This window comes from Allobosea sp. FG18, assembly GCF_057809495.1.
The window spans coordinates 245,636-266,651 of the sequence record NZ_JBMDKB010000004.1 but is presented as its reverse complement, the minus strand read 5'-3'; the positions used below and the strand labels follow the sequence as shown (position 1 = coordinate 266,651).

Below are 21,016 nucleotides of genomic sequence, written 5' to 3'. Positions count from 1 at the left end.
CAGGACAGGACATGACTTCTCGCACCGGCTCCCTCGCCGACATCAAGGTGATCGACGCCAGCCGCGTTCTCGGCGGGCCCTATGCCGGCCAGATCCTCGGCGACCACGGCGCCGACGTCATCAAGATCGAGCCGCCCGCGGGCGACGAGACGCGCGGCTGGGGGCCCCCCTTCCTCGATGGCGCAGCGAGCTATTTCCTCGGCCTCAACCGCAACAAGCGCGGCATGGCCCTCGACCTGACGCAGGAAGCCGGACGCGAACTGCTGCTGCGCCTGTTGGAGACGGCCGACGTTTTCATCGAAAACTTCAAGACCGGCACGCTTGAGCGCTGGGGCCTTGGCCGCGAGGAGCTGGAGCGTCGCTTCCCGCGCCTCGTCCATTGCCGCATCTCGGGCTTCGGCGCGGATGGGCCGCTCGGCGGGCTGCCCGGCTACGACGCCGCGATCCAGGCCTCGGCCGGCATCATGAGCGTCAATGGCGAGCTCGGCGGGGAGCCGCTGCGGGTGGGGCTGCCCGTGGTCGACATGGTGACGGGCCTCAATGCCGTGATTGGCATCCTGATGGCGCTGCAGGAGCGCGCATCGAGCGGCAAGGGGCAGTTCGTCGAGGCGACGCTCTATGATTGCGGGGTCTCGCTGCTCCATCCGCATCTGCCGAACTATTATCTTTCGGGGAAGGTCGCGGGGCGTTCCGGCAATGCTCACCCCAACATCACCCCCTACGACGTCTTCGCCACGCGCGATGCGCCGCTCTTCCTCGCCGTCGGCAACAACCGGCAATTCGCCACGCTCTGCGAGGTCGTCGGCCGGCCGGAGCTGGCGCAGGATGCGCGCTACGCGACCAACAAGGATCGCAACATCAACCGCGACGCGCTCAAGGCCGATCTGGAGGCTGCGATGGCCGGCTTCGACTGCGGCCCGCTGGCCGAGCGCCTGGTCAAGTCCGGCGTGCCCTGCGGCGCCGTCCGCAATATCGACGAGGTGATGGCCGATCCGCATACGCATCACCGCGGCATGGTGGTCGATATCGGGGCCTATCGCGGCACCGGCAGCCCGATCAAGCTGTCGCGGACCCCGGCCACCTACCGCATGGCGCCGCCACGCTTTGGCGAGCATACCGCCGCGATCCTCGACGAGGCCGGCGTGCAGGGCGAGCTCTTCGCCGATGCCTTGCCGGGCTTCGCCCCGGCGGAGGAGGCGCAAGGCCCCGAAACGGGAGCGGTGGCGACCGGGCGGCAGAAGGTGCACGGATGAGCACGATCCAGCGCTTCCCGCATTGCAGCCACTGGGGCGCCTACACGATCCTCGTAGAGGATGGCCGGATCGCCGGGATCGAGCCCTTCGAGCATGATCCCTCGCCATCGCCGATCAACCAGTCGGTGCGTGACTGGGCGAGCACGGAGCGCCGCGTCCTGACGCCGCTGGTCCGCGCGGGCTGGCTGGAAAATCGCGAGAACAGCGACCGCCGCGGCCGGGGAAGCGACCGTTTCGTACCGGTGAGCTGGGACGAGGCGACCACGCTCGTCGCTGGCGAGATCAGGCGTGTCTCTGAGAGCTTTGGCAACGCCTCGATCTTCGCCGGCTCCTATGGCTGGACGAGCTGCGGGCGGTTCCACCACGCGCCGTCGCAATTGAAGCGCATGCTGAATCTCGTCGGCGGCTATACCGGCCATGTCGACACCTATTCGATCGCCGCCGGCCCGGTGATCCTGCGCCATACGCTGGGTGACGACGGCGCCTGCGGCGGCCAGGCCAATACCCTCGACACCGTCGCCGAGCATACCGAGACGCTCGTCGTCTTCGGCGCGCTCTCGCCGCGGACCGCCCAGAACGAGGCCGGCGGCATCGCGAGCCACACGCTCGAGACGCATCTACGCAAGATCGCCGAGCGAGGCGTGAAGGTCATCCTGGTTTCGCCGCTGCGCGACGATATCCCGGACTGGGTCCAGGCCGAATGGTGGCCGATCCGGCCGAACACCGACACGGCCCTGATGCTCGGGCTCGCAGGCGAGATCCTGAAGCGGGGCCGGCACGACCGCGCCTTCCTCGAACGCTGCACCAGCGGCTCGGAGCGGCTGATCGCGTATCTCGACGGCAGCCGGGACGGAGCGGTCAAGGATGCGGCCTGGGCGGCCGATGTCACCGGGCTCGATGCCGGCTGGATCGCCGATCTGGCGCAGCGGCTGGTCGAGACCCGCTCCATGCTGACCGTGAGCTGGAGCCTGCAGCGGGCCCATCATGGCGAGCAGCCTTTCTGGGCGGCGCTGGCGCTCGCGGCGATGACCGGCCAGATCGGCCTTCCCGGCGGCGGCGTCGGCTATGGCTACGCCTCGCTCGGCGGTGTCGGGGCGCCGATCAACCTGGCCAAGTCGCCGGCGCTCCCACAGTTGCGCAAGCCGCTGGAGAGCTTCATTCCCGTCGCGCGGATCAGCGACATGCTGCTCAATCCCGGTGGCGAATACAGCTACGAGGGCGAAACCCGGACCTATCCGGATGCGCGGCTGGTCTACTGGGCCGGCGGCAACCCCTATCACCACCATCAGGACCTCAATCGCCTCGCCGAGGCCTGGACGCGGCCGGAGACGATCATCGTCCAGGACCCGATGTTCACGGCCACCGCGCAGCGCGCCGACATCGTGCTGCCGGCCAACACCTCGATCGAGCGCAATGACATCGCCGGGAACAGGCGCTCGGATTTCGTCATCGCCATGCACAAGGCGATCGCGTCGGTCGGCGTTTCCCGCTCCGACTTCGATATCTTTCGCGCTATCGCCGAAAAGCTCGGCGTCGGACCGGCCTTCGACGAGGGGCGCGACGAGATGGGCTGGCTGCGCCATCTCTACGAGGCGACCCGGACGGACGCTGCCGCGCGCCTCGGTTTCGCGATGCCCGATTTCGATGCCTTCTGGGCCCAGGGCTACGCCCGCTGCCCGACGGAGGCTGAGCACTCCTATCTGTCGGAGTTCCGCGAGCGGCCCGAGGACCACGCGCTCGAAACCGAGAGCGGGCGCATCGTCCTCGGCAGCCAGACCCTCGACGCGCTCGGCTATGACGATTGCCCGGCCCACCCGGCCTGGATCGAGCCCGTCGAATGGCTCGGCGCTGCCGATGCGATGGATCAATTCCACCTGATCTCGCATCAGCCGGAAGGGCGGCTGCACAGCCAGCTCGAAACGAGCCCGGCCAGCATGGCTGCCAAGCGCGGCGGCCGCGAGCAGGCGCGCCTCCACCCTGAGGACGCCGCAGAGCTTGGCATCGCCGACGGTCAGGCGATCCGGCTCTGGAACGAGCGCGGTGCCTGCCTCGCGACGGCCCGGCTCACCGACGATGTCCGGCGCAGGGTCGTCGTCCTGCCGACGGGGGCCTGGTTCACGCCGACCGGCAACAGCGGCCTCGACATCGCCGGCAACCCGAACGTCCTGACGGTCGACATCGGCACATCCCGCTTCGGCCAGGGCTGCTCGGCCCATACCTGTCTGGTCAGGGTCGAGCCCTATGAGGGCGAGGCCCGCGATGCGATCGAACAGTATCGCGAGCAGATGGAGCGACTGGTGGCCGTCTAGCTCCGCACTTCGCCAGAGGGGAGGAGCCGCGCTCCCTGCTGGCCGCCCAAATCCGCGCAAGATGAGGAATCGATGACATGACGCAGCCCGCCATCAGCCGCTTTCCGGTCCCCGCGCTCGACGCGCTGCCGGACGATATCCGCGAACGCATCCTCGCGGTGCAGGAGAAGTCCGGCTTCGTGCCGAATGTCTTCCTGACCCTGGCGCATCGCCCCGACGAGTTCCGCGCCTTCTTCGCCTATCACGATGCCCTGATGAACAAGGCGGAGGGCCTGACCAAGGCTGAGCGCGAGATGATCGTGGTCGCGACCAGCAATGCCAACCAGTGCCAGTATTGCGTCGTCGCCCATGGCGCGATCCTTCGCGTGCGGGCCAAGAACCCGCTGATCGCCGACCAGGTGGCGGTCAACTACCGCAAGGCCGACATCACGCCCCGGCAGAAGGCGATGCTCGACTTCGCCATGAAGGTCTCGGCGCGTGCCTACGAGGTTGGGGACGACGACGTCGCCGATCTGCAGAAGCACGGCTTCAGTGAGGACGACATCTGGGACATCGCCGCCATCGCGGCCTTCTTCGGGATGTCGAACCGCCTTGCCAACGTGACCAGCATGCGGCCGAACGACGAGTTCTACGCGATGGGCCGGTAGAGCGCGGCCGCCTAACGACTTGGCAGGGCGAAAATCCGGGATTCCGGTTTGCCGGGGGGCCCGATCTTCTTTGTCGAAACGGGTTTTTGCTACGCTCCGCAATTCGGCTGCGTGCCGGCAGAAGGGGGCGTGTGGTGGCGCTGGATGACCGGAGCCATCGCCTGCAGGAACGCCTCCGTGCCGCAGGCAAAGCCGATCTTGTCGGTCAAGGCGATGCGTGACCAGTCGAGCGAGCAGGCATGGCCGAGGCTCTCGAGGATCGGCAGGGCCGCCATCACGTCCCAGCTCGCGATGCCGTCGCAGACATAGCCGTCGAGCTGGCCCGTTGCCATGTCCATCAGCGTGATCGTCGAGGCGCCGCAGGTGCGGAAGTCGAGCCGCATCGCACCGATGATATGGCGGATCGTGGCGAGGCGCTTCTCCACCGAAGTCGCCGGGTGCAGGCTGATGCCGATCAGCGCCCGCGACGGGTCGAGCGGCTGGGCGAAGGGCAGGGCGATGCCGTTGAGCGTCGCCGGCTGGCCGGGGCCGCCGCGAAAAGTCTGGCCACGGACCGGCGCGTGGATCACGCCGAAGCGTGGATGCCCGCCCTCGAACAGGCCGATCGAGACCGCCCATTGATCGTTGCCGCGCACGAAATTGGCGGTGCCATCGATCGGGTCGACGACCCAGAGCCGCCCGCTGCGGCTGTCCTGGCCACTGCCTTCCTCGCCGAGGACACCGTCCTCCGGGAAGAGTTGGCGCAATTCGGAGGCGATGAAGCGTTCGACGGCCTGGTCGGCCTCGGTGACGAGGTCGAGATGCCCTTTCATCGTCACCGGCAGGCTCGCCACCCGCGCGAAATGGTCGAGCGCGATCGCGCCGGCCTCGCGGGCGAGCGTTTCGACGGCATCCTGGGCGGCGGCGGAGGGCAGGCTCATGCGATCAGATCTGGACGTAGCGGGTGTGGATGGCGACATCGCCGCGATCGTCGAAGCGATGGATGAAATAGACATAGGGTTCGCCGACGAGGCCGGGTTCCTCGGCCTGGCCGCTGAGATCGAGCCCGATCTGGAAGGCGGGGCTGCCTCCGATCGCTGCGAAGCGGCCGTTCCAGCTGGCTTGTACCGGGCGGTGGACATGGCCGCAGAGGATGCGGATGTCGGAGGACGCATCGCGGACCATGCGGCCGAGCGCCTCGGCGCCTTCGACCAGCGTCGCGGTGTCTAGGGCGGTGATCCCGGTCGGGAACGGGGGATGATGCATCGCGACGAGGGTCGGGCCGTCATGCGGCTCGGCCAGGCGCGCCGCTGCCCAAGCTTGCCGCTCCGCGCAGAGCCGGCCCTCGCCGCGGCCTTCGACCAATGTGTCGAGCGCGAGGATGCGGAGATGGCCGAGCCTCGCTTCGTAATGGAGGAAGCCCTCGGGTGCGAAGGGCAGGCGGTCGCCGAAGGCGGCGCGCAGGGTGACGCGCTTGTCGTGATTGCCCGGCACGACGAAGACAGGGCAGGCGAGCGGCGCCAGGATGTCCTTGAGCAGGGCGTAGTCGGCGTCCGAGCCGCCATCGGTCAGGTCGCCGGTCAGGACGACGCCATCGAGCCCCGGCCGGAAGGCGGCGAGATCGGCCACGACCTTGCGGGCCGCGGCTTCCGCATCGTCGCGGACCAGACGGGTTTCCTTCCGGTCGGCGAAGACGTGGAAGTCCGAAACATGGGCGATCAGCATGGTCATCCCTCCCGGCTCAGCGGATGCCGGCCCGCATGAAGCTCTGCACGAACTGGCGCTGGAAGATCAGGAAGGCACAGAGCAGCGGCGCGACCGAGAGCAACGTCGCCGCCGTCACCAGGCTCCAGTCGACGCCCTGCTCGACCGTGGCGAAGACCTGCAGACCGACCGTGATCGGCCGCGTCTCGACCGAGTTCGAGACCACCAGCGGCCAGAGGAAGTTGTTCCAGTGATAGCTCACCGTCACCAGGCCGAAGGCGATCAGCGTCGGCCGGGCGACGGGGATGAAGACGCGCCAGAGGATCTGGAACGGATTGGCGCCCTCGAGCCGCGCCGCCTCCTCCAGCTCCTTCGGGACGCCCTTGAAGGTCTGGCGGATCAGGAAGATGCCGAAGGCCGAGGCGAGATAGGGCATGCCCATGCCGACCAGCGTGTTGAGCAGGCCGAGCTCGCCAAGCGTGCGATAGTTCTCGATCAGCAGCGCCTCGGGCATGATCATCAACTGGATCAGCACGAGCAGGAACAGCAGGTTCGAGCCGCGGAAGGGAAAGCAGACGAAGGCATAGGCTGCGAGCGTGCAGATGACGAGCTGGCTGATCAGGATGAACGTCACCAGCAGGAAGGTGTTCAGGAAATAGCGCGCGAAGGGCGCAGCCTGCCAGACGCGCTCGAAATTCTCCAGCGTCCAGGGCGCCGCGAGATCGAAGCGCGCCGCGTAGGCCGGCGGATGGAACGCCGTCCAGAAGGCGTAGAGCAGCGGTGCGACCCAGATCAGGGCGAGCAGCCAGGCGGAGAGATTGGCCAGCGCGAGGCCCGGCCGGATGCGCGAAAAGGCGCTCATCGATAGTGCACCCGCTTGTCGGCATAGCCGAACTGGAACAGAGCGATCGCGGCCAGGAAGGCGAGCAGCACGACCGTGATGGCAGCGGCGTAGTTGGTGTCCCAGAAGCTGAAGCCGACCTGGTAGAGATAGTAGAGCAGCAGCATCGTCGCGTTGTCCGGGCCGCCCTTGGTCATCGCCACGACATGGTCGACGAGACGGAAGGCGCCGATCACGGCGTTGATGGCGATGAACAGAGTCGTCGGCATCAGCAGCGGGATCACCACCCGGCGCAGGCGCTGCCAGTAGCTCGCGCCTTCGAGATCGGCGGCTTCGAGCAGGGTCGGCGAAATCTGCTGCAGGCCGGCGAGGTAGAAGATCATGAAGAACCCTGCCTCCTTCCAGACCGTGATGGCGATCAGCGCCCAGAGCGCGGTGTCGCGATTGCCGAGCCAGTTATTGCCGCCGAGCCCGAACAGGGAGAGGAACTGGTCGATCAGTCCGTAATCCGGCGCGTAGAAGAACAGCCAGATATTGGCGACCGCGACCATCGGCAGCACGGTCGGCGTGAAGAAGGCCATGCGCGTCAGTGTCGTGCCGCGCACGCTGCCCTGCACCAGCAGGGCCATGGCCAGCGCCAGCACGATCGAGAGCGGGATCGTCACGCCCGCATAGAGCAGGTTGTTGGTCAGCGCCTTCCAGAACACCGGATCGGCGACCATCGTCGTGTAGTTGTCGAGGCCGACGAAGCGGGAGGGCCGCCGGCCGCGCGGCGTCGAGTAGAAGCTGTTGACGATGGTGGCCAGGATCGGCTGGTAGGTGAAGACCCAAAGCAACACCGTCGCCGGCAGCAGCAGCAGGCTTCCGTAGAGGGCGTTGCGCGAGAGCTTCATCGGGCCGATCCTGTCGATAGCATCGGACCGAAAAGTGGAATCCACTTTTCGGAAAGATCCGATGCGATACCAATTACTTGCGGTAGGGCTTGAGGATGCGGTCGATCTCGGCCTGTGCATCGGTCAGCGCCGCCTGCGGAGCCTTGGCCCCGGTTAGCGCCGCGCCGAGCGCGTCGTTCAGAACCTTGGTGGTGCGGGCGTTCTCATAGGTCGAGAATTCCGGCACCGACGAGGCGATCTGCTTGCGGGCGACGGTCGCGGCCGGCATCTCCTCGACATATTTCTTCAGCGTCGGGGTCTCCCAGGCGTTGTCGCGCGGCGCGACATAGCCGGTCTGGACGCTCCAGTCGGCGAGCAGCTCGTCCGAGGTCATGAACTTCACGAAACGGAAGGCCGCTTCCTTCTCCGCCGCCGAGGCCTTGGAGAAGATGTAGAAATTGCCGCCGCCGAGCACCGAGGCCGGGCGAACCTTGCCCGGATAGGGCGCGACGCCGAAATCGAAGCCGGCGCTGCGCTTGATGTTGGTGAGGTTGCCGGTCGTGGTCCAGATCATCGCGATCCGGCCTTCCAGGAAGTCGGCCGGGGTGGTGCCCCATTCCTGGATGCCGGGCGGATGGATACCGTGAACCTTGCTGAGGTCGACCCAGAACTGCAGGGCTTCCACGACCTTGGGATCGGACAGGAAGGTCTGGGTGCCGTCCTCCTTGAACAGCGAGGCGCCGTTCTGGGCCGCGAGCGCGCCGAACAGCCATTGCGACGAGCCGACATTGCCGGGAATGCCGACACCCCAGCGCGTGACCTTGCCGGAGGCGTCCTTGCGTAGCACCGCCTTGCCATAGGCGACCATCTCGTCCCAGGTCGTCGGGTATTTCTCAGGGTCGAGCCCGCCCTCGGCGAAGGCTTTCTTGTTCCAGTAGAGCACGGCGGTCGAGCGCTGGAACGGGGCGCTCCAGAGCTTGCCGTCGACCTGTGCGCTCTTCAGGAAGGCCGGCATGAAGCCGGCGACCCATTTGCGATCCTCGTCGGTCTTGATGAAGCTGTCGAACGGCTCGATCACGCCCTCGTCGAGGAAGGTGTAGATGTCGGTGGCGAGCAGCACCGCGACCGTCGGCGGCGTGCCGCTCTTGGCTGCGGTCAACGATTTCGTGGTGGTGTCGTTGTAGTTGCCGGAATAGACGGCCTCGACCTCGATGCCGGGATTGGCCGCCTTGAACTTCGCGACATAGCCGTCGACCACCTTGGTCAGCGGGCCGCCGACCTGGACGGGGTAGTAGAAACTGATCTTGGTGTCGGCGGCGCGCGCGACGGCCGGCATCGCGAGCGAGCCGAGCGCGGCCAGCGCGCCCTTGTTGAACGTCCTGCGTGAGCTCTTCATGGTGTCCTCCCGTTCTCGCGGCGATGGTGCCGCTCTTGTTACGCGTGGTGGGCAGCCGGGACCGGCTGCTAGGCGGCGCTCTCGATCCGCAACCCGGACTGGCCGTCGAAATGGCTTTCGGCCTTGCTGGGCCAGGTGAGGTAGGCTTCCGAGCCCGGTGCCTTCAGCGGCTGGCCGGGCGTGCGCACGAAGAGGGTCTGGTCGTCGATGCGGCAGGCCGTGACGGAATCGGCACCGAAATATTCGGCGCCCTCGACCGTGACCTTCAGGCCGCTTTCGGCGAAGGCGATGTGCTCCGGCCGGATGCCGAGCTTCCGGCCGCTGCCATCGGGCGCGCGCAGGGCCGCGGGCATGTCGATGACGTTCATCGGCGGCGTGCCGATGAAGCCGCCGACGAAGGTCGAGGCCGGCTTTTCGTAGAGGGCCGCGGGCGTGCCGTTCTGCTCGATACCGCCCTTGCGCATCAAGATGACGCGGTCGGCCATGCTCATCGCCTCGGTCTGGTCGTGGGTGACGAAGACCATGGTGATGCCGAGCCGGCGCTGCAGGGCGCGAATCTCGGTGCGCATCTCGTGGCGTAGTTTGGCGTCGAGGTTGGAGAGCGGCTCGTCCATCAGGCAGACCTTGGTCTCGGCGATCAGCGCCCGCCCGAGCGCGACGCGCTGCTGCTGGCCACCCGAGAGCTGCGAGGGCTTGCGCTCGAGCAGTTGGGCGAGGCCGAGCATGTCGACGACCCTGGCCAGGCGATCGCGCTGCTCCGCCTTCGCGACGCCGCGCACCGACAGGCCGAAGACGATGTTGTCGGCGACGTTCAGATGCGGGAACAGCGCATAGGACTGGAAGACCATCGAGAGCGCGCGCCTCGCCGGCGGCAGTTCGGTGACGTCGCGCCCGCCGATGACGATGCTGCCGGATGTCGGCTGGTCGAGGCCGGCGATCAGCCGGAGCGTGGTCGACTTGCCGCAGCCGGAGGGGCCGAGCAGGGCCAGGAACTCGCCTTCCTCGACGCGGAAGGAGATGTCGTCGACGGCATGGCTCGTGCCCCAGGCTTTGGTCAGGCCGCGGACTTCGATTGCCGACATGGTGCCCTCCTCAGGCGCGAACGAGCAGGGAGCCGTGCGCGACGGCCTTCTGGTCGGCTTCCGCGGGTGCGTCGCGATCCGTCACGATGCAGTCGAGCGCGGAAAAGCGCGCCACGACGGAGAGCGAGGCGCGGCCGAATTTCGAGGCGTCGGCGACGACGATGGTGGCCTTCGCAGCCTCGATCATGGCTTGCTGGACGCAGGCGAATTGCGGGCTCGACAGGCCGATCGTGCCGCGGTCGAGATCGACCGAGGAGACGCTGAGGATTGCCTTGTCGGCATTAAAGCGCCGCATCGCCTCGGCCGCGAGCGGTCCGGCAAAGGAGTGGTTCACATCGTGGAATTCACCGCCGATGACGAAGAGCCGGTTGCTGCCGGTGGCGTTGTTCGCAAGCTCGTGGCTGACGTCGAGGCCGTTGGTGATGATGGTCAGCCCGCTGCGGGCGCCGAGCAGCCGCGCCACCTCCAGCGAGGTCGTGCCGGCATCGACGATGACCGTGTCGCCATCCACCACGAGATCGGCCGCTGCCCGGGCGATCCGGCGCTTCGCCTCGACATTGGCGACGGTGCGGTCGCGATTGGCGGGATCGCGGGTGACTTGATCGACGAAGAGGGCGCCGCCATGGGTCCGGCGCAGAAGCCCTTGCGTCTCAAGCTCGGCGAGGTCGCGGCGAATGGTGGCGACGGAAACGCCGAACAGCTCCGTCAGCGCCTGGACGTCGACGAAATGCTGCGCACGCGCCTGGTCGAGGAGGCGCGCCTGCCGCTGGGGGCCGGAGAGTGGAGCGTTCATCCCTGAATCCGTGATCGATTGTGATCATTTTTATGATCTATAACGATCATTGAGATACGGATGTCAATCGAATCTTTGTTGGTGCTGCATCGAATCTTGGGAGTCTATGAGCGAAATCGATCATTTTGGTTGGACGTTTCAATCATCTGCGGTGACGCTGATCGGTGGCGGCTCAGGTTTCCTTGCGGCGGAGGCGCAGCACCGGATGGCGGGGCTCGGCATGGCCAGCGTCGCCTATGCCGACCCGACGCTGCAGATGGTTTCAGCGCCGCATCTGACGTCGCACGACGTGGTTTTCGCGCTCTCCTATTCCGGCCTGACGAGCTATCTGGTCTCGAAGATCGAGATCGCGCGCAAGGCGGGCGCGCGGATCGTCTCGCTATCGCCGGCCGATGCGCTCGTGGCCGAGCTTTCCGACGTCAACATCGCGCTCAATGCCTATCGCAAGTCGAAGAGCGACATCTTCATCCCGACGGGGCGGGTCGCGATGTATGTCCTGCTCGATGCCGTGCTCGTGTTGCTCACCGCGCGCGTGCAGCAAGGCTCTTGAAGGAAGCGGATGAAGCTCGGAATGCGTGTGCAGGGATAGCTTCGCTGGCGTTTCGACAACGCATGCGCCGGCGGTCATGCCGAGGTCCGGATTTCGGGAGAGGTTTCTCAGGATCTACCGCTTGAAGCCGATCAGGACGCCGTCCGCTCCCAGAGAAAGCTGCAGGCCGCGTCTCTGCGTCGCCAGGCGCATCATCACGCCGTTGGCATTGCGCAGCCAGAGCGTGCCCCGCCCTTGCTGACCGATCGCCCAGCCTTCGCGAATTTGACCGTAGGCGCCAGCGAAATTCGCCACGTCCGTCAAGCCGTAGACCTTTCCGGTTGCCGTCAGCTTCGAAGCGCCGATCCCTCCAACGCCGAGGCCGCCGACCGTGATCTCGTAGGTTTTGTTGCGGAAGCGCAGCGTGCCGCCGCCGATCGCACCGGAGCCGATGAACGCGACCTGAAGCTGCTTGATGCGAACCGTGGCGCTCGGTGGGCCGGCAGGGCGGGCCTGCGCGTACGCACTCCCGCTGACGAACATGAGGCCCAAGAGCAGCGCGGCGGCCCGGATAGCCAGACTTCTTCTCAGGATAGGCTTTTGTGCGTCGAACGCGCAGGGGACACCATGTTCCTGTGCGGGGTTGCGAAACGGCGTTCCTCCCAGAGGACGCTCGGCATCGTTGAAATCGTGACGCAGCTTCCGGAACATCTCCATCTCCTTCCGCAGATCTTGCTTCTTGCAACAACGGGGCAGCGCAGCCTGATGTCGGTACGGTGCTCGGCATCCTATCGTGAGGCCGGCTGAGATTATTGCCATTTCGCGCCAAACTCTCGCTCGATCCGGCTGCCGATCGAAAATGTGCCCTGATGGCCAGAAGGCCGACGTTTTCAGTCTTTGAATAGCGTCGCCGTTCGAACGGGGGCCAAAGCTCCTTGTTGCTGCGGCTTGACGATGAAACCCATCGACATGCCCTCCCGGCAGGCCGTGCAAATAGTGATCGCCGCGTCACGGCAACATCATGGCGCATCTCTTCGGGCTGCCGCAAGGGAGCTTCGCGTGAGCACACGCGCTGCAGCGTCATCGCGCCGAAATGGGCGCGAGTTGCAGTGAGATGGTTGCGCGGGCGCGCCTCGACATCGGCACCGACCTAGGCTCGCCGGTATCGCTGGATGACTTCGACGAGGCGCCGTTCGCCTTCAACGGCCAGATCTCCGAGGCGAAGGTCAAATATCTTCAGTAGCCCTTCAGTCATCGGGTTCCCGATTACGTTGCGACCGGGGACCGGATGCGAAGGCGGATAGCGAATTCGTCGACCGCTGTTGCGGCCGCACCATTGTCAGCAGCAGGAGAAGCGCGCATGAAAGCCCTGATCATGGCTTCCGGCATGCTCGGACTGGCGTTGATCACCGTTCCGGTCGAAGCGAACGCGGTCGTCTGCGCGCGCGCCGTCCCGCCCCGCGTGCGGTCGTCGTCAGGCCGGCGCCGGTTCGCTGCGCGATCGTCAATGGTCGCAGAGTCTGCCGCTGACGTTCTCGCGGATATCGAATGGGGGGTGGCTCTTGAGTGTTTCGCAGGTTGCGTCAACGACAGGCAGGTTACGAAAGCCACCCATTCTCGTCAGGTCCTTTCGGCTTGGCATAGCCCTCGCCGCAGCGTTCGTTCTCGCGGCTTGCGGTGCACGGCCCGAGGCGGGCTTCCTTTCACCCGTCACCGAGACGCAGGTCGGTGCCGCGACCCACACGATTCTCGTCGCCACGACGCGAAAGCGCGATGACCGCTCAGGGACGTTGTTCAACGGTGAGCGGGCCGAGCGGCTTGATTTCGCCCGGATCGCCGTTTCCGTTCCGCCCAATCATGAGGTCGGCCAGATCGAGTGGGCGTCGACGGCACCGGGCGATCCCAAGACCAACTTCGTGACGCGTCAGGCGAGTTACCTCGACGGGGACAAGGCCTTCGTGCAAGCGCTGAACGCGCAACTGGCATCCCTGCCCAAGGGGAAGCGGCGCGTCTTCCTCTTCGTTCACGGCTACAACACCATGTTCGCGGAGGGGCTCTATCGCTTCGCTCAGGTCGTCCACGACTCGAAGATGCCGGCCGTTCCTGTCCTCTTCACCTGGGCATCGCGCGGGCAACTCGCGCAATACGTCTATGACAACAACAGTGCGACGGCCGCGCGCGATGACCTCGAGCGGACGATCCGGCTGGTCTTCGCCAGTAATGCCGACGAAGTGAACCTCATGGCCCATTCGATGGGGAACTGGGTGACCGTCGAGGCTCTGCGTCAGATCAAGATGACCGGCGGCCTGCCTCAGACCTCGAAGTTCGGGCAGTTGATCCTTGCAGCGCCGGACATCGATATCGACGTGTTCAAGGCCCAGATGCGCCGCTTCGGCAAGCCGAAGAAGCCCTTCATCATCGTGCTGTCCAAGGACGACAAGGCGCTCGGTCTGTCGAATTTCCTGGCGGGAGGGCAAGCGCGGCTCGGCGCCGACGCCGATGCCGCAGAGCTGACGGAGCTGGGCGCGCTCGTCATCGATATGACGGAGGTGAAGGCGTTGGATTCCAGCAATCACGGGAAATTCGCTCAGCTTGCCGTTATCGCCCCACAACTGCAGCAGGCGCTGGAACGCGGCGTGACCGCCCAGCGATCCTCGGTAGGGGCGGATGAGATCGCCAGGAATTCGCTCGAAGCCATCGTCAAGCTGCCTATCACGGTGATTTCGGCTCCGTTGCGCGCCATCGCCGGTCGTTGATTGGCGCCGAAAGCGGCCGCGGGCAGCCTGCGGTCGGAAGCATGCGGGATCTCGGCCGCCCCAAGGTGCTCGGACGCTGGGGGCAGGCCGATGCCTTTTGGGGGGCTTGCCATTGGAGTTTCGCTCCAGGCGCGAGAACGGCGCGTGCTTGGCCGTTGCGAAGTCGTCGCGCGCAGCTCAATTTCACGCAGTTGCGTATTCCGGGCGCTGACGGGCCACGGCGATGCGCTGCATCTCCCGGTTCCTCGCTTCGGCTTGAGAGAGGGGATTCTTCGCCGCTAACGGTTTGCGATCAGTGAGAAAGGAAGATTATGTATCTGTCGTTTCCTGATTAGTTCTTTTCGGACTGAGTTTCATGGCGAAATGATACAAATCAAGATTGAAGTCATATTGGGTGTCGTAGATCATTCTCGGGGTCAGGTGAGATTGTGATTGATGTCCCCTTTGGATTCGATAGCTTGCAATCCTTGGGGTGGTGATGCGAGCGGTGCTCGCCTGAGGCTGGGGCAGGTTTGAAAGAGTGCGATCGTTTCTGAGAAGGGTCGTATTCAAGGTTTCCGATGCTGCGAAGCTGCCTCTGGCGGCTGTTGTGGCTGTTGTCGCCATCATCGTGGCGCTGTTCGTGGTGATGAAGATAGAAAGTCGCTCGGGCGTTTCGCTTGAAGCGCTTCTGGATCCTGACAATTTCGCGCGCATTCGGGCTTTCGCCGGGCATGAACCGCCTGGCCGGTTCGCTGTGACGGTCATCGATATCGACGATGCGACCTTCAGACATTGGGGGCAGCCCGTCGCCACGCCCAGGGGCGATCTCTTCAAGCTGATCGATGCGGCTTCCAGGCGGCAGGCGGCGCTTGTTCTCGTGGATGTCGATGTGACGTCGGCCGCGACGGCCCAGGACCTGGACAAGGTGACGGAGTATCTTGAGGCCTATGCCGGCCGCGGCGCGGAGGTTGCGCCGCTGCTGCTGATGCGAAGGCTCTGGTACCAAAGGGAGAACAAGGCTCTCCGGCGGCCGGCAAGCGTCGCGGTCCCGACCTATGCCAACGCGGCCAGGGACGGCATGCAGGAAGCCCTCGCCGCGCTGGAGGCCGTGGTCGAGAAGGCGCCGAATCTCATCTGGTCCTCTCCGCTCCACGCCAAGGAAGCAGGTGGTGTGGTGCGCTCCTGGCGGACGGTCGAGGCGGTGTGCAATCCGCAAAATGCCAAGGGGGCGCGTGCTTTCCTCGCCGCTGCCGCGATCGCCGCGGATATCCTCGAGAAGCCGGACGGCAGGGCGGAGCGTCTTGTCGCGCTCAAGGGGTCAGCCAATGCCTATGCGCAGCGCTACTGTGCAGGCGGGCCGCGCTCGGCAGCGGTGTCCGGAGGCGCATCCGCTTTACCCTTCGCCGCGAGTGGCTCGCTGAGCATCCCTTTCACGTTCTGGCGGGATATTCGCGGGGCGCATGCGGCGGGTACGGCGAGCGATGCGTCGGGGCAGGCGGTGCCGGCCGTTCAACTCCGCTCCGCGCTGGAAGTTCTGGACTCGGATGCCGGCTTGCCGGCCGGGGCGTCGGCGGATTTCTGCACAGGCGGGGCAATGACGGCGGCGGACGGGAAGCAGCGGTTATCCTGCGATCTGGCGCGGGGCCGGGCCGTGCTGATCGGCGCGACCCATGTCGATGCGCAGGACAGCCATGTGACTCCGCTCGGCGCGATGGCCGGTGTCGACATCCTCGCGAACACGCTGCTGGGGGTGCGGTGGATGGCACAGAGCGATCCGCCGCGCGGCCTGCCCGCGTCGGCCCTCTGGGGAGCTATCCTCTTCCTCGCCTGTGTTGCGGCCGGGCGGGCGTTTTCGGCCGAGGCCGCGACGGTCCTGATCGCAGTCGGCCTGCTGATCTTCGCGATTGCGTCCGGCTATGCGGGGCTGGATGCGGCGACGGCGATCGCGGCGATCAAAACCTCGCTGCTGATGTACGGTTTCTACCTGCTGGCCAGTGCCATCCTGGCAAAGCTGCTGAAGATGCTTCGGGCGCGCCGGCTGGCACGGGCACGCGCACAATCCACAACCCAGGAGTTGCTTCCGTGACGCCCCGTCGGAAGGCTGCGATTGCATTCGTCGGAGCGCTCTTCTCCCTGCCGATGGAAGAGGCGTGGGCGCAGCAGACCCAGAAGCAGATCGTAGGCGTCGTCGAGCGGATCGAGCCATGGTCTCCGGGAGCCCAGCAGGCGATGCTGCAGCGTTCGGACACACCGGAAAGGCCGCTGGTGCTGGGCGAGTACATCCATGACGGCGACCGGATCCGGGCGCCGCATGCCAATACCACGATCGTCATTGCGCGGGAGCGAGGCCCCCTGACGATCTGTTCGAGAGGCGCCCGAAGCGAGGACTGCGTCGCCGTGATCGAGGGCAAGGGCAGCTATCTGCAGGCCGTGGCCCAGTTCGTCGGCTCGCTCGAAAAGATTGTCAGCTGGTACAGCGCAACGCAGACGGCGAATCTGGTGACGCGCGCGGGAAATCCGCCGCGCATTCGGCTGGGCGCGGGCAAGCCGCAGAAGATCGTCGCCGATGAAGCGCCGCTATGGCTCGGCTGGAGCGGGGGCGACGCGCCGTTCAAGGTTCGCATCGAGCAGGCGGGCGTTTCGGTGGAGACGCGCACCGAGAGCCGCGAAGCCACGCTCGCGCGCCATCGGCTGAAGCCGGGCAGCGCCGAGATCGTGATCGTCGACGAGCGCGGCCGCTCGGTGCGCTGGCCGGTTCAGGTCGTCGCCGCGATCCCGCCGCTTCCCGATCTGGCATCCGCGGCGCCGACGATGGCGCACCGCCAGTATCTCTCGGCCGGGTGGCTCGCCATGCAGGATGACGGCGCCTATCTCCTCGAGGCGGCATCCCGCCTCAACGCGATCGCGGCATCGTTCCCGGCCGCCGGAGCCTTGAAGGCCGGCCTTGCCGCAGGCGAGAAGCCCCGATCATGATCCGGCTGCTCGTAGCCCTGCTTTGCGCCGCGCTGGCCGGTTTCGGCGGGGAGGCGACGGCGCAGGGACAAAAGCAGCGCGACTTGCTGAACGACGCCTATGTCGTTCTCGATCAGGCCCATTCGGACGCCCGGCAACGCGCCGTGGATCCCTGGCGCTTCGTCCCGTGCGGGACCGCGGCGCAGGTCGAAGTGCTGCGCCTGGCGTCGGCGCGCGAGCTCGAACGCATCATCAATGACTACGAATATGGCCGCGGCTTCGGCAAGACCGACTGGCGCATCGGCGTGCTGCTCTCGGATCTGGGGGCGGCCTACGGCACGAAGGCAACCGAACGTCAGCACGCAGCCGTGCTGTCGGCCGCGGTGAGGACGCTCGCGCCTTATGTCGGGCAGGATGCGCGGCTGGACATGGTCTATGCGCAGGCGGTCCATCGCCTGGCCCGGCGGTTCGATCGCGACGGCTCCGATCGCGCGCAGGTCGCGCGGCACCTCGCCGATGGCTTGCAACTGCTGCGCCAGCGGCGTTCGAGCGCGGCGGAGGAGGCGCTGGTCGAGGCCTGGCGCTGGTCCTTCCCGCGCGCAAGCGAGCTGCCGGGGTTCGAGCGCGTCCTGGCGATGGTTGCCGATCAGCGGGCCGGCGCCCGCTGCCCGGAGCTGACCGCCCGGGCCGGCCAGATCGATATCCGCTTCAAGGCAGGGCGCGCCGACGAGGCGCGCAAGGCGGCGGCCGATCTCGTCGATGCGACCGTCGCAAGCGGGAACCGGGGCTGCGACATCACGATGGGATATGATCGCCTCGTGCCCATCCTGGCGTCGGCGGGCCGCAACGCCAAGGTGGCGGAGCTTCTGGAAGCGCAGCTGCGCTCTCAGGCGCGGCAGAATCCGAAGGAATGGTCCCGCGCAGTCTACACCGGCGTGCCCTGGACGATCGCCATCATCGCGGAGCACGGCTCGGTCGAGCAATTGAGGCGTACGATGGAGCTTGCCGTTCCCTTCTCCTTTGGAGGGTTCGAGCCCGGTATGCATCCGGCTGCGATGGCGAGGATGGTGGCGGATTCTCTGGCCGGCAGCGGCAGCTATGCCGAAGCCGAGCTGATGTACGACAAGGCGCGCGAGCTGAGGCCGGCTCCGGCGTCCGGCCAGACTGGCGGCTGGGGCGCGGCCGAGGATGCCATCGCCGCGGCGCTTTTCCATGAGGAGTACGGGCGCCGCAGCCTGGCGACGGATTATGCCCGCATCGCGCTCGGAGGCTTCCCGGCCCATGCGTTGAAGCCGGGCGATGTCGCCAGGGCGCGGCTGATCCTGGCGCGCAATGCCCGCGACGAGGGTGATGTCATGCGCGCGGTCGATCTCGTGGCCCAGGCCGCCCGCGACGTTGCCCCATTGGCGGATGTCGCCCTGCTCCAGGAGGTTTTCAGCTTCGCGCAGAAGCTGCCGCCGGCGGTCGATTCAGTCCTGCGCGATGATTTCATCGCTCATGCCGGGTCGATGCTGACCCGCTACGGGCATGACCGCTCGACCCCGAAAGTGATCCGCGGGGAGCATGTTCCGAGCATGGTCTTCGCGCTGGATGTCGCGGTTCGCTATCATGAGAAGCCGCTTTTCGAGCGCGCCAAGGCGGTCTCGGCATCCACGTTCCAGTATCAGGCCGTGAATCGCTACCCGAAGCTGCGGCTTGCGGGCGACGTGGCGGCGGCCTGGTTTGCCCAATATGACGAGATCGCCCCGGGCGGCGGCGCGAAGAAGCGGGTCAATCTGGCGGAATCGCCGGCTTCGCTCATCCTCGATCGCGATTACGGCGCCATCAATCGGCGCGCGAAGACCGATGCGGATGATCATTCCTGTGCTTTCGGCCGCATCGCCGTCATGAAGCTGGTTGGGCGCGAGCGCGCGGCCGGCCGGGCGCCTTCCGTCTCCGACATCGACAAGGCGGTGGACGACAATCTCTGCGCCGGAAATTTCCCCGGCTCGGTCGAGTCCCAGCTCGTCGAATTCATGAATGAGGGCCTGCTCTGGCTCGCTGCGGGAGAGCCGCAGGTGGCCTTGCGCTATCTCCAGACCGCCGTGCCGCAGCTTGTCGACGGCGACCAAGGGAAGCGTGACGCAGGCCTCATCGCCCGGGATCCGGAAGCCGCGCCGCGGCTGGCATCCTTGGCCAGGGCGCGTTTCGAGGTCGGCGACCTTGCGGGCGCCAGCGCAGCGGCGGATCGTGTGCTGGCCCTGATCACGCAGCGGCTCGGCGCCAGCGGCGCCGGTGCGGATCGCCAGCGGGAGGCGAACAGGTTTCGCGAACCGCTCGACCTGCAGGTCGCGATCGCGGCGGAAACGATGAAGCGCAGCCTCGCCGGCAAGGATGGCGACGAGGCGGCCGGCCGGGCCTTGACGGCGATGCAGCTTTCGCGGGCGACGGCGACGGCCGATGCGACGGCGCGCCTTGGTGCCAGGCTCGCCGCATCCGAGCCGGCGGTTGCCGGGTTGCTGCGCGAGCGTCAGGACCTTGCCGATCTCATCGAGCGCGAGGGCGGGCGCATCGAGAGCGCGGACACCGACGAGGCCAAGCTCGCTGCGTCGCGACGGCTGGCCGAGGCGCGCCGCAAGCTGGAGGAGACGGCGAGGCAACTGACCCGGAAGGCGCCGCGCCTCGTCGAGGCCGAAGCCTTCGCGCCCGTGACCCTGAAGGAGCTGCGTGCCGCGCTCGGCCCGGGCGAGGCATTGCTGAGCAGCCACAGCACGGCAGGCTCGGTCTATCTGCTTCTGGTCACGCCCTCCGCGACCAAGCTGATCAAGACCGATATCGGCCGTGAGGCTCTCGCGGATCTGGTCGCGGATCTCCGGCTCGGGCTCGACATCGCCGACGGCAAGCTGGAGCGCTTTCGCGACGATGCCGCGATCCTTCTGCGTCAGACGCTGATCCTGCCCTTTGCCGCCGAGCTGGCCGGGAAGACCCATCTCACGCTCGTCGTCGACGGCCCGCTGGAGAGCCTGCCCTTCGCCGTCCTGGCCGAGCCGCCGGCTACGGCCGGCACCCGTCCGCGCTATCTCATCGAACAGCTCTCCCTAGCGAACCTGCCGAATATCCGCTCGCTCGTGACGCTCCGTGCGCTGAATCCCGCCTCGCGGGGTGCGGAACCGTTTCTTGGCATCGGCGACCCGGTGCTCGGACCCGCCGATTGGAAGACACGGGGGAACATGACCCTGATCGCAACGCGATCGGCGAGCGAGCGGCTGAGCCAGCTCAGACAACTGGCCTCGCTGCCGGACACCGCCACAGAATTGCGGGCGCTGGCGGGGGTGCTCAAGGGCAGCGCGGATGCGGTCTGGCTCGGACCGCGGGCGACCGAGGCGCGGGTGAAGACCCAGATGCTCTCGCAATACCGCATCGTGACCTTCGCGACCCATGCGCTCGTTGCGGGCGAGCTCGACGGTATCTCCGAGCCCGGTATCGTCCTGACGCCGCCGGCGCAGGCCATGCCGCAGGAGGACGGGCTGCTATCCGCCAGCGAGATCGCCGCGCTCTCGCTGAATGCCGATCTCGTCGTGCTGTCCGCCTGCAACACGGCCTCGCCGAACGGACGGCCGGGCGCGGACGGCCTGTCAGGGCTGGCGCGCGCCTTCATCGCCGCCGGTGCACGAGGACTGGTCGTATCGCATTGGCGGGTCGCCTCGGCGGCGACGGCGAGCCTGATCGAACGGTTCGGCGTCGGCCTGGCGGCCGGCACGCCGCCGGCCCAGGCCTTGCGGACGGCGATGCTTGGGGAACTGGTCAAGGGCGGCGACAGCGCGCATCCGGCGCTCTGGGCACCGTTCTTCGTCGTCGGCGCGGGCGGATGAGCGCGAGCGCGCCGATCCGATGTCCGGCCGGCGCCTGCACGGCCCGGCAGGCGGGGCAGCGGGCTATGAA

17 protein-coding genes are annotated in these 21,016 nt (G+C 66.8%); 9 read left to right on the top strand and 8 right to left on the bottom strand.

The annotated features are described in order from the left end of the window. Positions 1–11 precede the first annotated feature (11 nt). The 3 genes from ACODTJ_RS07035 (at position 12) to ACODTJ_RS07025 (ending at position 4,209) form a co-directional block, all read left to right on the top strand. Positions 12–1,253 carry a CaiB/BaiF CoA transferase family protein gene (locus tag ACODTJ_RS07035; protein WP_454657261.1) on the top strand — a complete coding sequence of 414 codons (1,242 nt, stop codon included), beginning with the start codon at positions 12–14 and terminating at the stop codon, positions 1,251–1,253. After that, on the top strand, positions 1,250–3,562 hold the full coding sequence (locus ACODTJ_RS07030) for a molybdopterin-dependent oxidoreductase (RefSeq protein ID WP_454657260.1): 2,313 nt from the start codon (positions 1,250–1,252) through the stop codon (positions 3,560–3,562). Before ACODTJ_RS07035 ends, ACODTJ_RS07030 begins: the two co-directional genes overlap by 4 nt. Before the next feature lie 77 nt (positions 3,563–3,639). Next, positions 3,640–4,209, top strand: a complete 570-nt coding sequence (locus ACODTJ_RS07025) for a peroxidase-related enzyme (protein ID WP_454657259.1) — start codon at positions 3,640–3,642, stop codon at positions 4,207–4,209. A gap of 89 nt (positions 4,210–4,298) precedes the next feature. Here ACODTJ_RS07025 and ACODTJ_RS07020 read toward each other — a convergent pair whose 3' ends face one another. The 7 genes from ACODTJ_RS07020 to ACODTJ_RS06990 all read right to left on the bottom strand — a co-directional run bounded on the left by ACODTJ_RS07020 (position 4,299) and on the right by ACODTJ_RS06990 (position 10,876). Beyond that, complete coding sequence (locus ACODTJ_RS07020) at positions 4,299–5,129, bottom strand: inositol monophosphatase family protein (protein WP_454657258.1); 831 nt, start codon at positions 5,127–5,129, stop codon at positions 4,299–4,301. Between the two features lie 4 nt (positions 5,130–5,133). Then, the gene (locus tag ACODTJ_RS07015) at positions 5,134–5,913 is read right to left on the bottom strand and encodes a phosphodiesterase (protein WP_454657257.1); all 780 of its coding nucleotides are present in this window, start codon (positions 5,911–5,913) and stop codon (positions 5,134–5,136) included. Between the two features lie 16 nt (positions 5,914–5,929). Then, positions 5,930–6,754: a carbohydrate ABC transporter permease gene (locus tag ACODTJ_RS07010; protein ID WP_454657256.1), complete on the bottom strand. Its 825-nt coding sequence runs from the start codon at positions 6,752–6,754 to the stop codon at positions 5,930–5,932. Next, positions 6,751–7,626, bottom strand: a complete 876-nt coding sequence (locus tag ACODTJ_RS07005; RefSeq protein ID WP_454657255.1) for a carbohydrate ABC transporter permease — start codon at positions 7,624–7,626, stop codon at positions 6,751–6,753. The genes ACODTJ_RS07010 and ACODTJ_RS07005 overlap by 4 nt, the downstream gene beginning before the upstream one ends. A 73-nt stretch (positions 7,627–7,699) precedes the next feature. After that, positions 7,700–9,001: an ABC transporter substrate-binding protein gene (locus ACODTJ_RS07000; protein ID WP_454657254.1), complete on the bottom strand. Its 1,302-nt coding sequence runs from the start codon at positions 8,999–9,001 to the stop codon at positions 7,700–7,702. Positions 9,002–9,069: 68 nt separating this feature from the next. Then, positions 9,070–10,083, bottom strand: coding sequence for an ABC transporter ATP-binding protein (locus tag ACODTJ_RS06995; protein WP_454657253.1), 1,014 nt, complete (start codon positions 10,081–10,083; stop codon positions 9,070–9,072). 10 nt (positions 10,084–10,093) lie between these two features. Further along, positions 10,094–10,876 (bottom strand): DeoR/GlpR family DNA-binding transcription regulator, encoded by a 783-nt coding sequence (locus ACODTJ_RS06990; protein ID WP_454657252.1) that lies wholly within the window; start codon positions 10,874–10,876, stop codon positions 10,094–10,096. 106 nt (positions 10,877–10,982) lie between these two features. On the opposite strand from ACODTJ_RS06990, the gene ACODTJ_RS06985 reads away from it, so the two are divergent. Beyond that, positions 10,983–11,426, top strand: a complete 444-nt coding sequence (locus ACODTJ_RS06985) for an SIS domain-containing protein (protein WP_454657251.1) — start codon at positions 10,983–10,985, stop codon at positions 11,424–11,426. A 114-nt stretch (positions 11,427–11,540) separates the two neighbouring features. On the opposite strand, the gene ACODTJ_RS06980 is transcribed toward ACODTJ_RS06985, so the two are convergent. After that, positions 11,541–12,116 (bottom strand): hypothetical protein, encoded by a 576-nt coding sequence (locus ACODTJ_RS06980; RefSeq protein WP_454657250.1) that lies wholly within the window; start codon positions 12,114–12,116, stop codon positions 11,541–11,543. A gap of 403 nt (positions 12,117–12,519) precedes the next feature. On the opposite strand from ACODTJ_RS06980, the gene ACODTJ_RS06975 reads away from it, so the two are divergent. The 5 genes from ACODTJ_RS06975 to ACODTJ_RS06955 all read left to right on the top strand — a co-directional run bounded on the left by ACODTJ_RS06975 (position 12,520) and on the right by ACODTJ_RS06955 (position 20,946). Next, positions 12,520–12,648 (top strand): hypothetical protein, encoded by a 129-nt coding sequence (locus tag ACODTJ_RS06975; RefSeq protein ID WP_454657249.1) that lies wholly within the window; start codon positions 12,520–12,522, stop codon positions 12,646–12,648. A gap of 547 nt (positions 12,649–13,195) precedes the next feature. Next, positions 13,196–14,161, top strand: a complete 966-nt coding sequence (locus tag ACODTJ_RS06970) for an alpha/beta hydrolase (protein ID WP_488847963.1) — start codon at positions 13,196–13,198, stop codon at positions 14,159–14,161. Between the two features lie 589 nt (positions 14,162–14,750). Further along, positions 14,751–16,229: a CHASE2 domain-containing protein gene (locus ACODTJ_RS06965; protein ID WP_454657247.1), complete on the top strand. Its 1,479-nt coding sequence runs from the start codon at positions 14,751–14,753 to the stop codon at positions 16,227–16,229. Next, positions 16,226–17,116 (top strand): hypothetical protein, encoded by an 891-nt coding sequence (locus tag ACODTJ_RS06960; RefSeq protein ID WP_488847961.1) that lies wholly within the window; start codon positions 16,226–16,228, stop codon positions 17,114–17,116. Before ACODTJ_RS06965 ends, ACODTJ_RS06960 begins: the two co-directional genes overlap by 4 nt. Beyond that, the gene (locus ACODTJ_RS06955; protein ID WP_454657245.1) at positions 17,113–20,946 is read left to right on the top strand and encodes a CHAT domain-containing protein; all 3,834 of its coding nucleotides are present in this window, start codon (positions 17,113–17,115) and stop codon (positions 20,944–20,946) included. Before ACODTJ_RS06960 ends, ACODTJ_RS06955 begins: the two co-directional genes overlap by 4 nt. Positions 20,947–21,016: the final 70 nt, after the last annotated feature.

Bases quoted from the DNA above. Each gene is read 5' to 3' on its own strand.
- ACODTJ_RS07025 (WP_454657259.1), top strand. From the start codon at position 3,640: ATGACGCAGCCCGCCATCAGCCGCTTTCCGGTCCCCGCGCTCGACGCG.
- ACODTJ_RS07000 (WP_454657254.1), bottom strand. From the start codon at position 9,001: ATGAAGAGCTCACGCAGGACGTTCAACAAGGGCGCGCTGGCCGCGCTC.
- ACODTJ_RS07020 (WP_454657258.1), bottom strand. From the start codon at position 5,129: ATGAGCCTGCCCTCCGCCGCCGCCCAGGATGCCGTCGAAACGCTCGCC.
- ACODTJ_RS06955 (WP_454657245.1), top strand. From the start codon at position 17,113: ATGATCCGGCTGCTCGTAGCCCTGCTTTGCGCCGCGCTGGCCGGTTTC.
- ACODTJ_RS06995 (WP_454657253.1), bottom strand. From the start codon at position 10,083: ATGTCGGCAATCGAAGTCCGCGGCCTGACCAAAGCCTGGGGCACGAGC.
- ACODTJ_RS07030 (WP_454657260.1), top strand. From the start codon at position 1,250: ATGAGCACGATCCAGCGCTTCCCGCATTGCAGCCACTGGGGCGCCTAC.
- ACODTJ_RS07035 (WP_454657261.1), top strand. From the start codon at position 12: ATGACTTCTCGCACCGGCTCCCTCGCCGACATCAAGGTGATCGACGCC.
- ACODTJ_RS06985 (WP_454657251.1), top strand. From the start codon at position 10,983: ATGAGCGAAATCGATCATTTTGGTTGGACGTTTCAATCATCTGCGGTG.
- ACODTJ_RS07010 (WP_454657256.1), bottom strand. From the start codon at position 6,754: ATGAGCGCCTTTTCGCGCATCCGGCCGGGCCTCGCGCTGGCCAATCTC.
- ACODTJ_RS06975 (WP_454657249.1), top strand. From the start codon at position 12,520: ATGGTTGCGCGGGCGCGCCTCGACATCGGCACCGACCTAGGCTCGCCG.
- ACODTJ_RS06980 (WP_454657250.1), bottom strand. From the start codon at position 12,116: ATGTTCCGGAAGCTGCGTCACGATTTCAACGATGCCGAGCGTCCTCTG.
- ACODTJ_RS07005 (WP_454657255.1), bottom strand. From the start codon at position 7,626: ATGAAGCTCTCGCGCAACGCCCTCTACGGAAGCCTGCTGCTGCTGCCG.
- ACODTJ_RS06990 (WP_454657252.1), bottom strand. From the start codon at position 10,876: ATGAACGCTCCACTCTCCGGCCCCCAGCGGCAGGCGCGCCTCCTCGAC.
- ACODTJ_RS07015 (WP_454657257.1), bottom strand. From the start codon at position 5,913: ATGCTGATCGCCCATGTTTCGGACTTCCACGTCTTCGCCGACCGGAAG.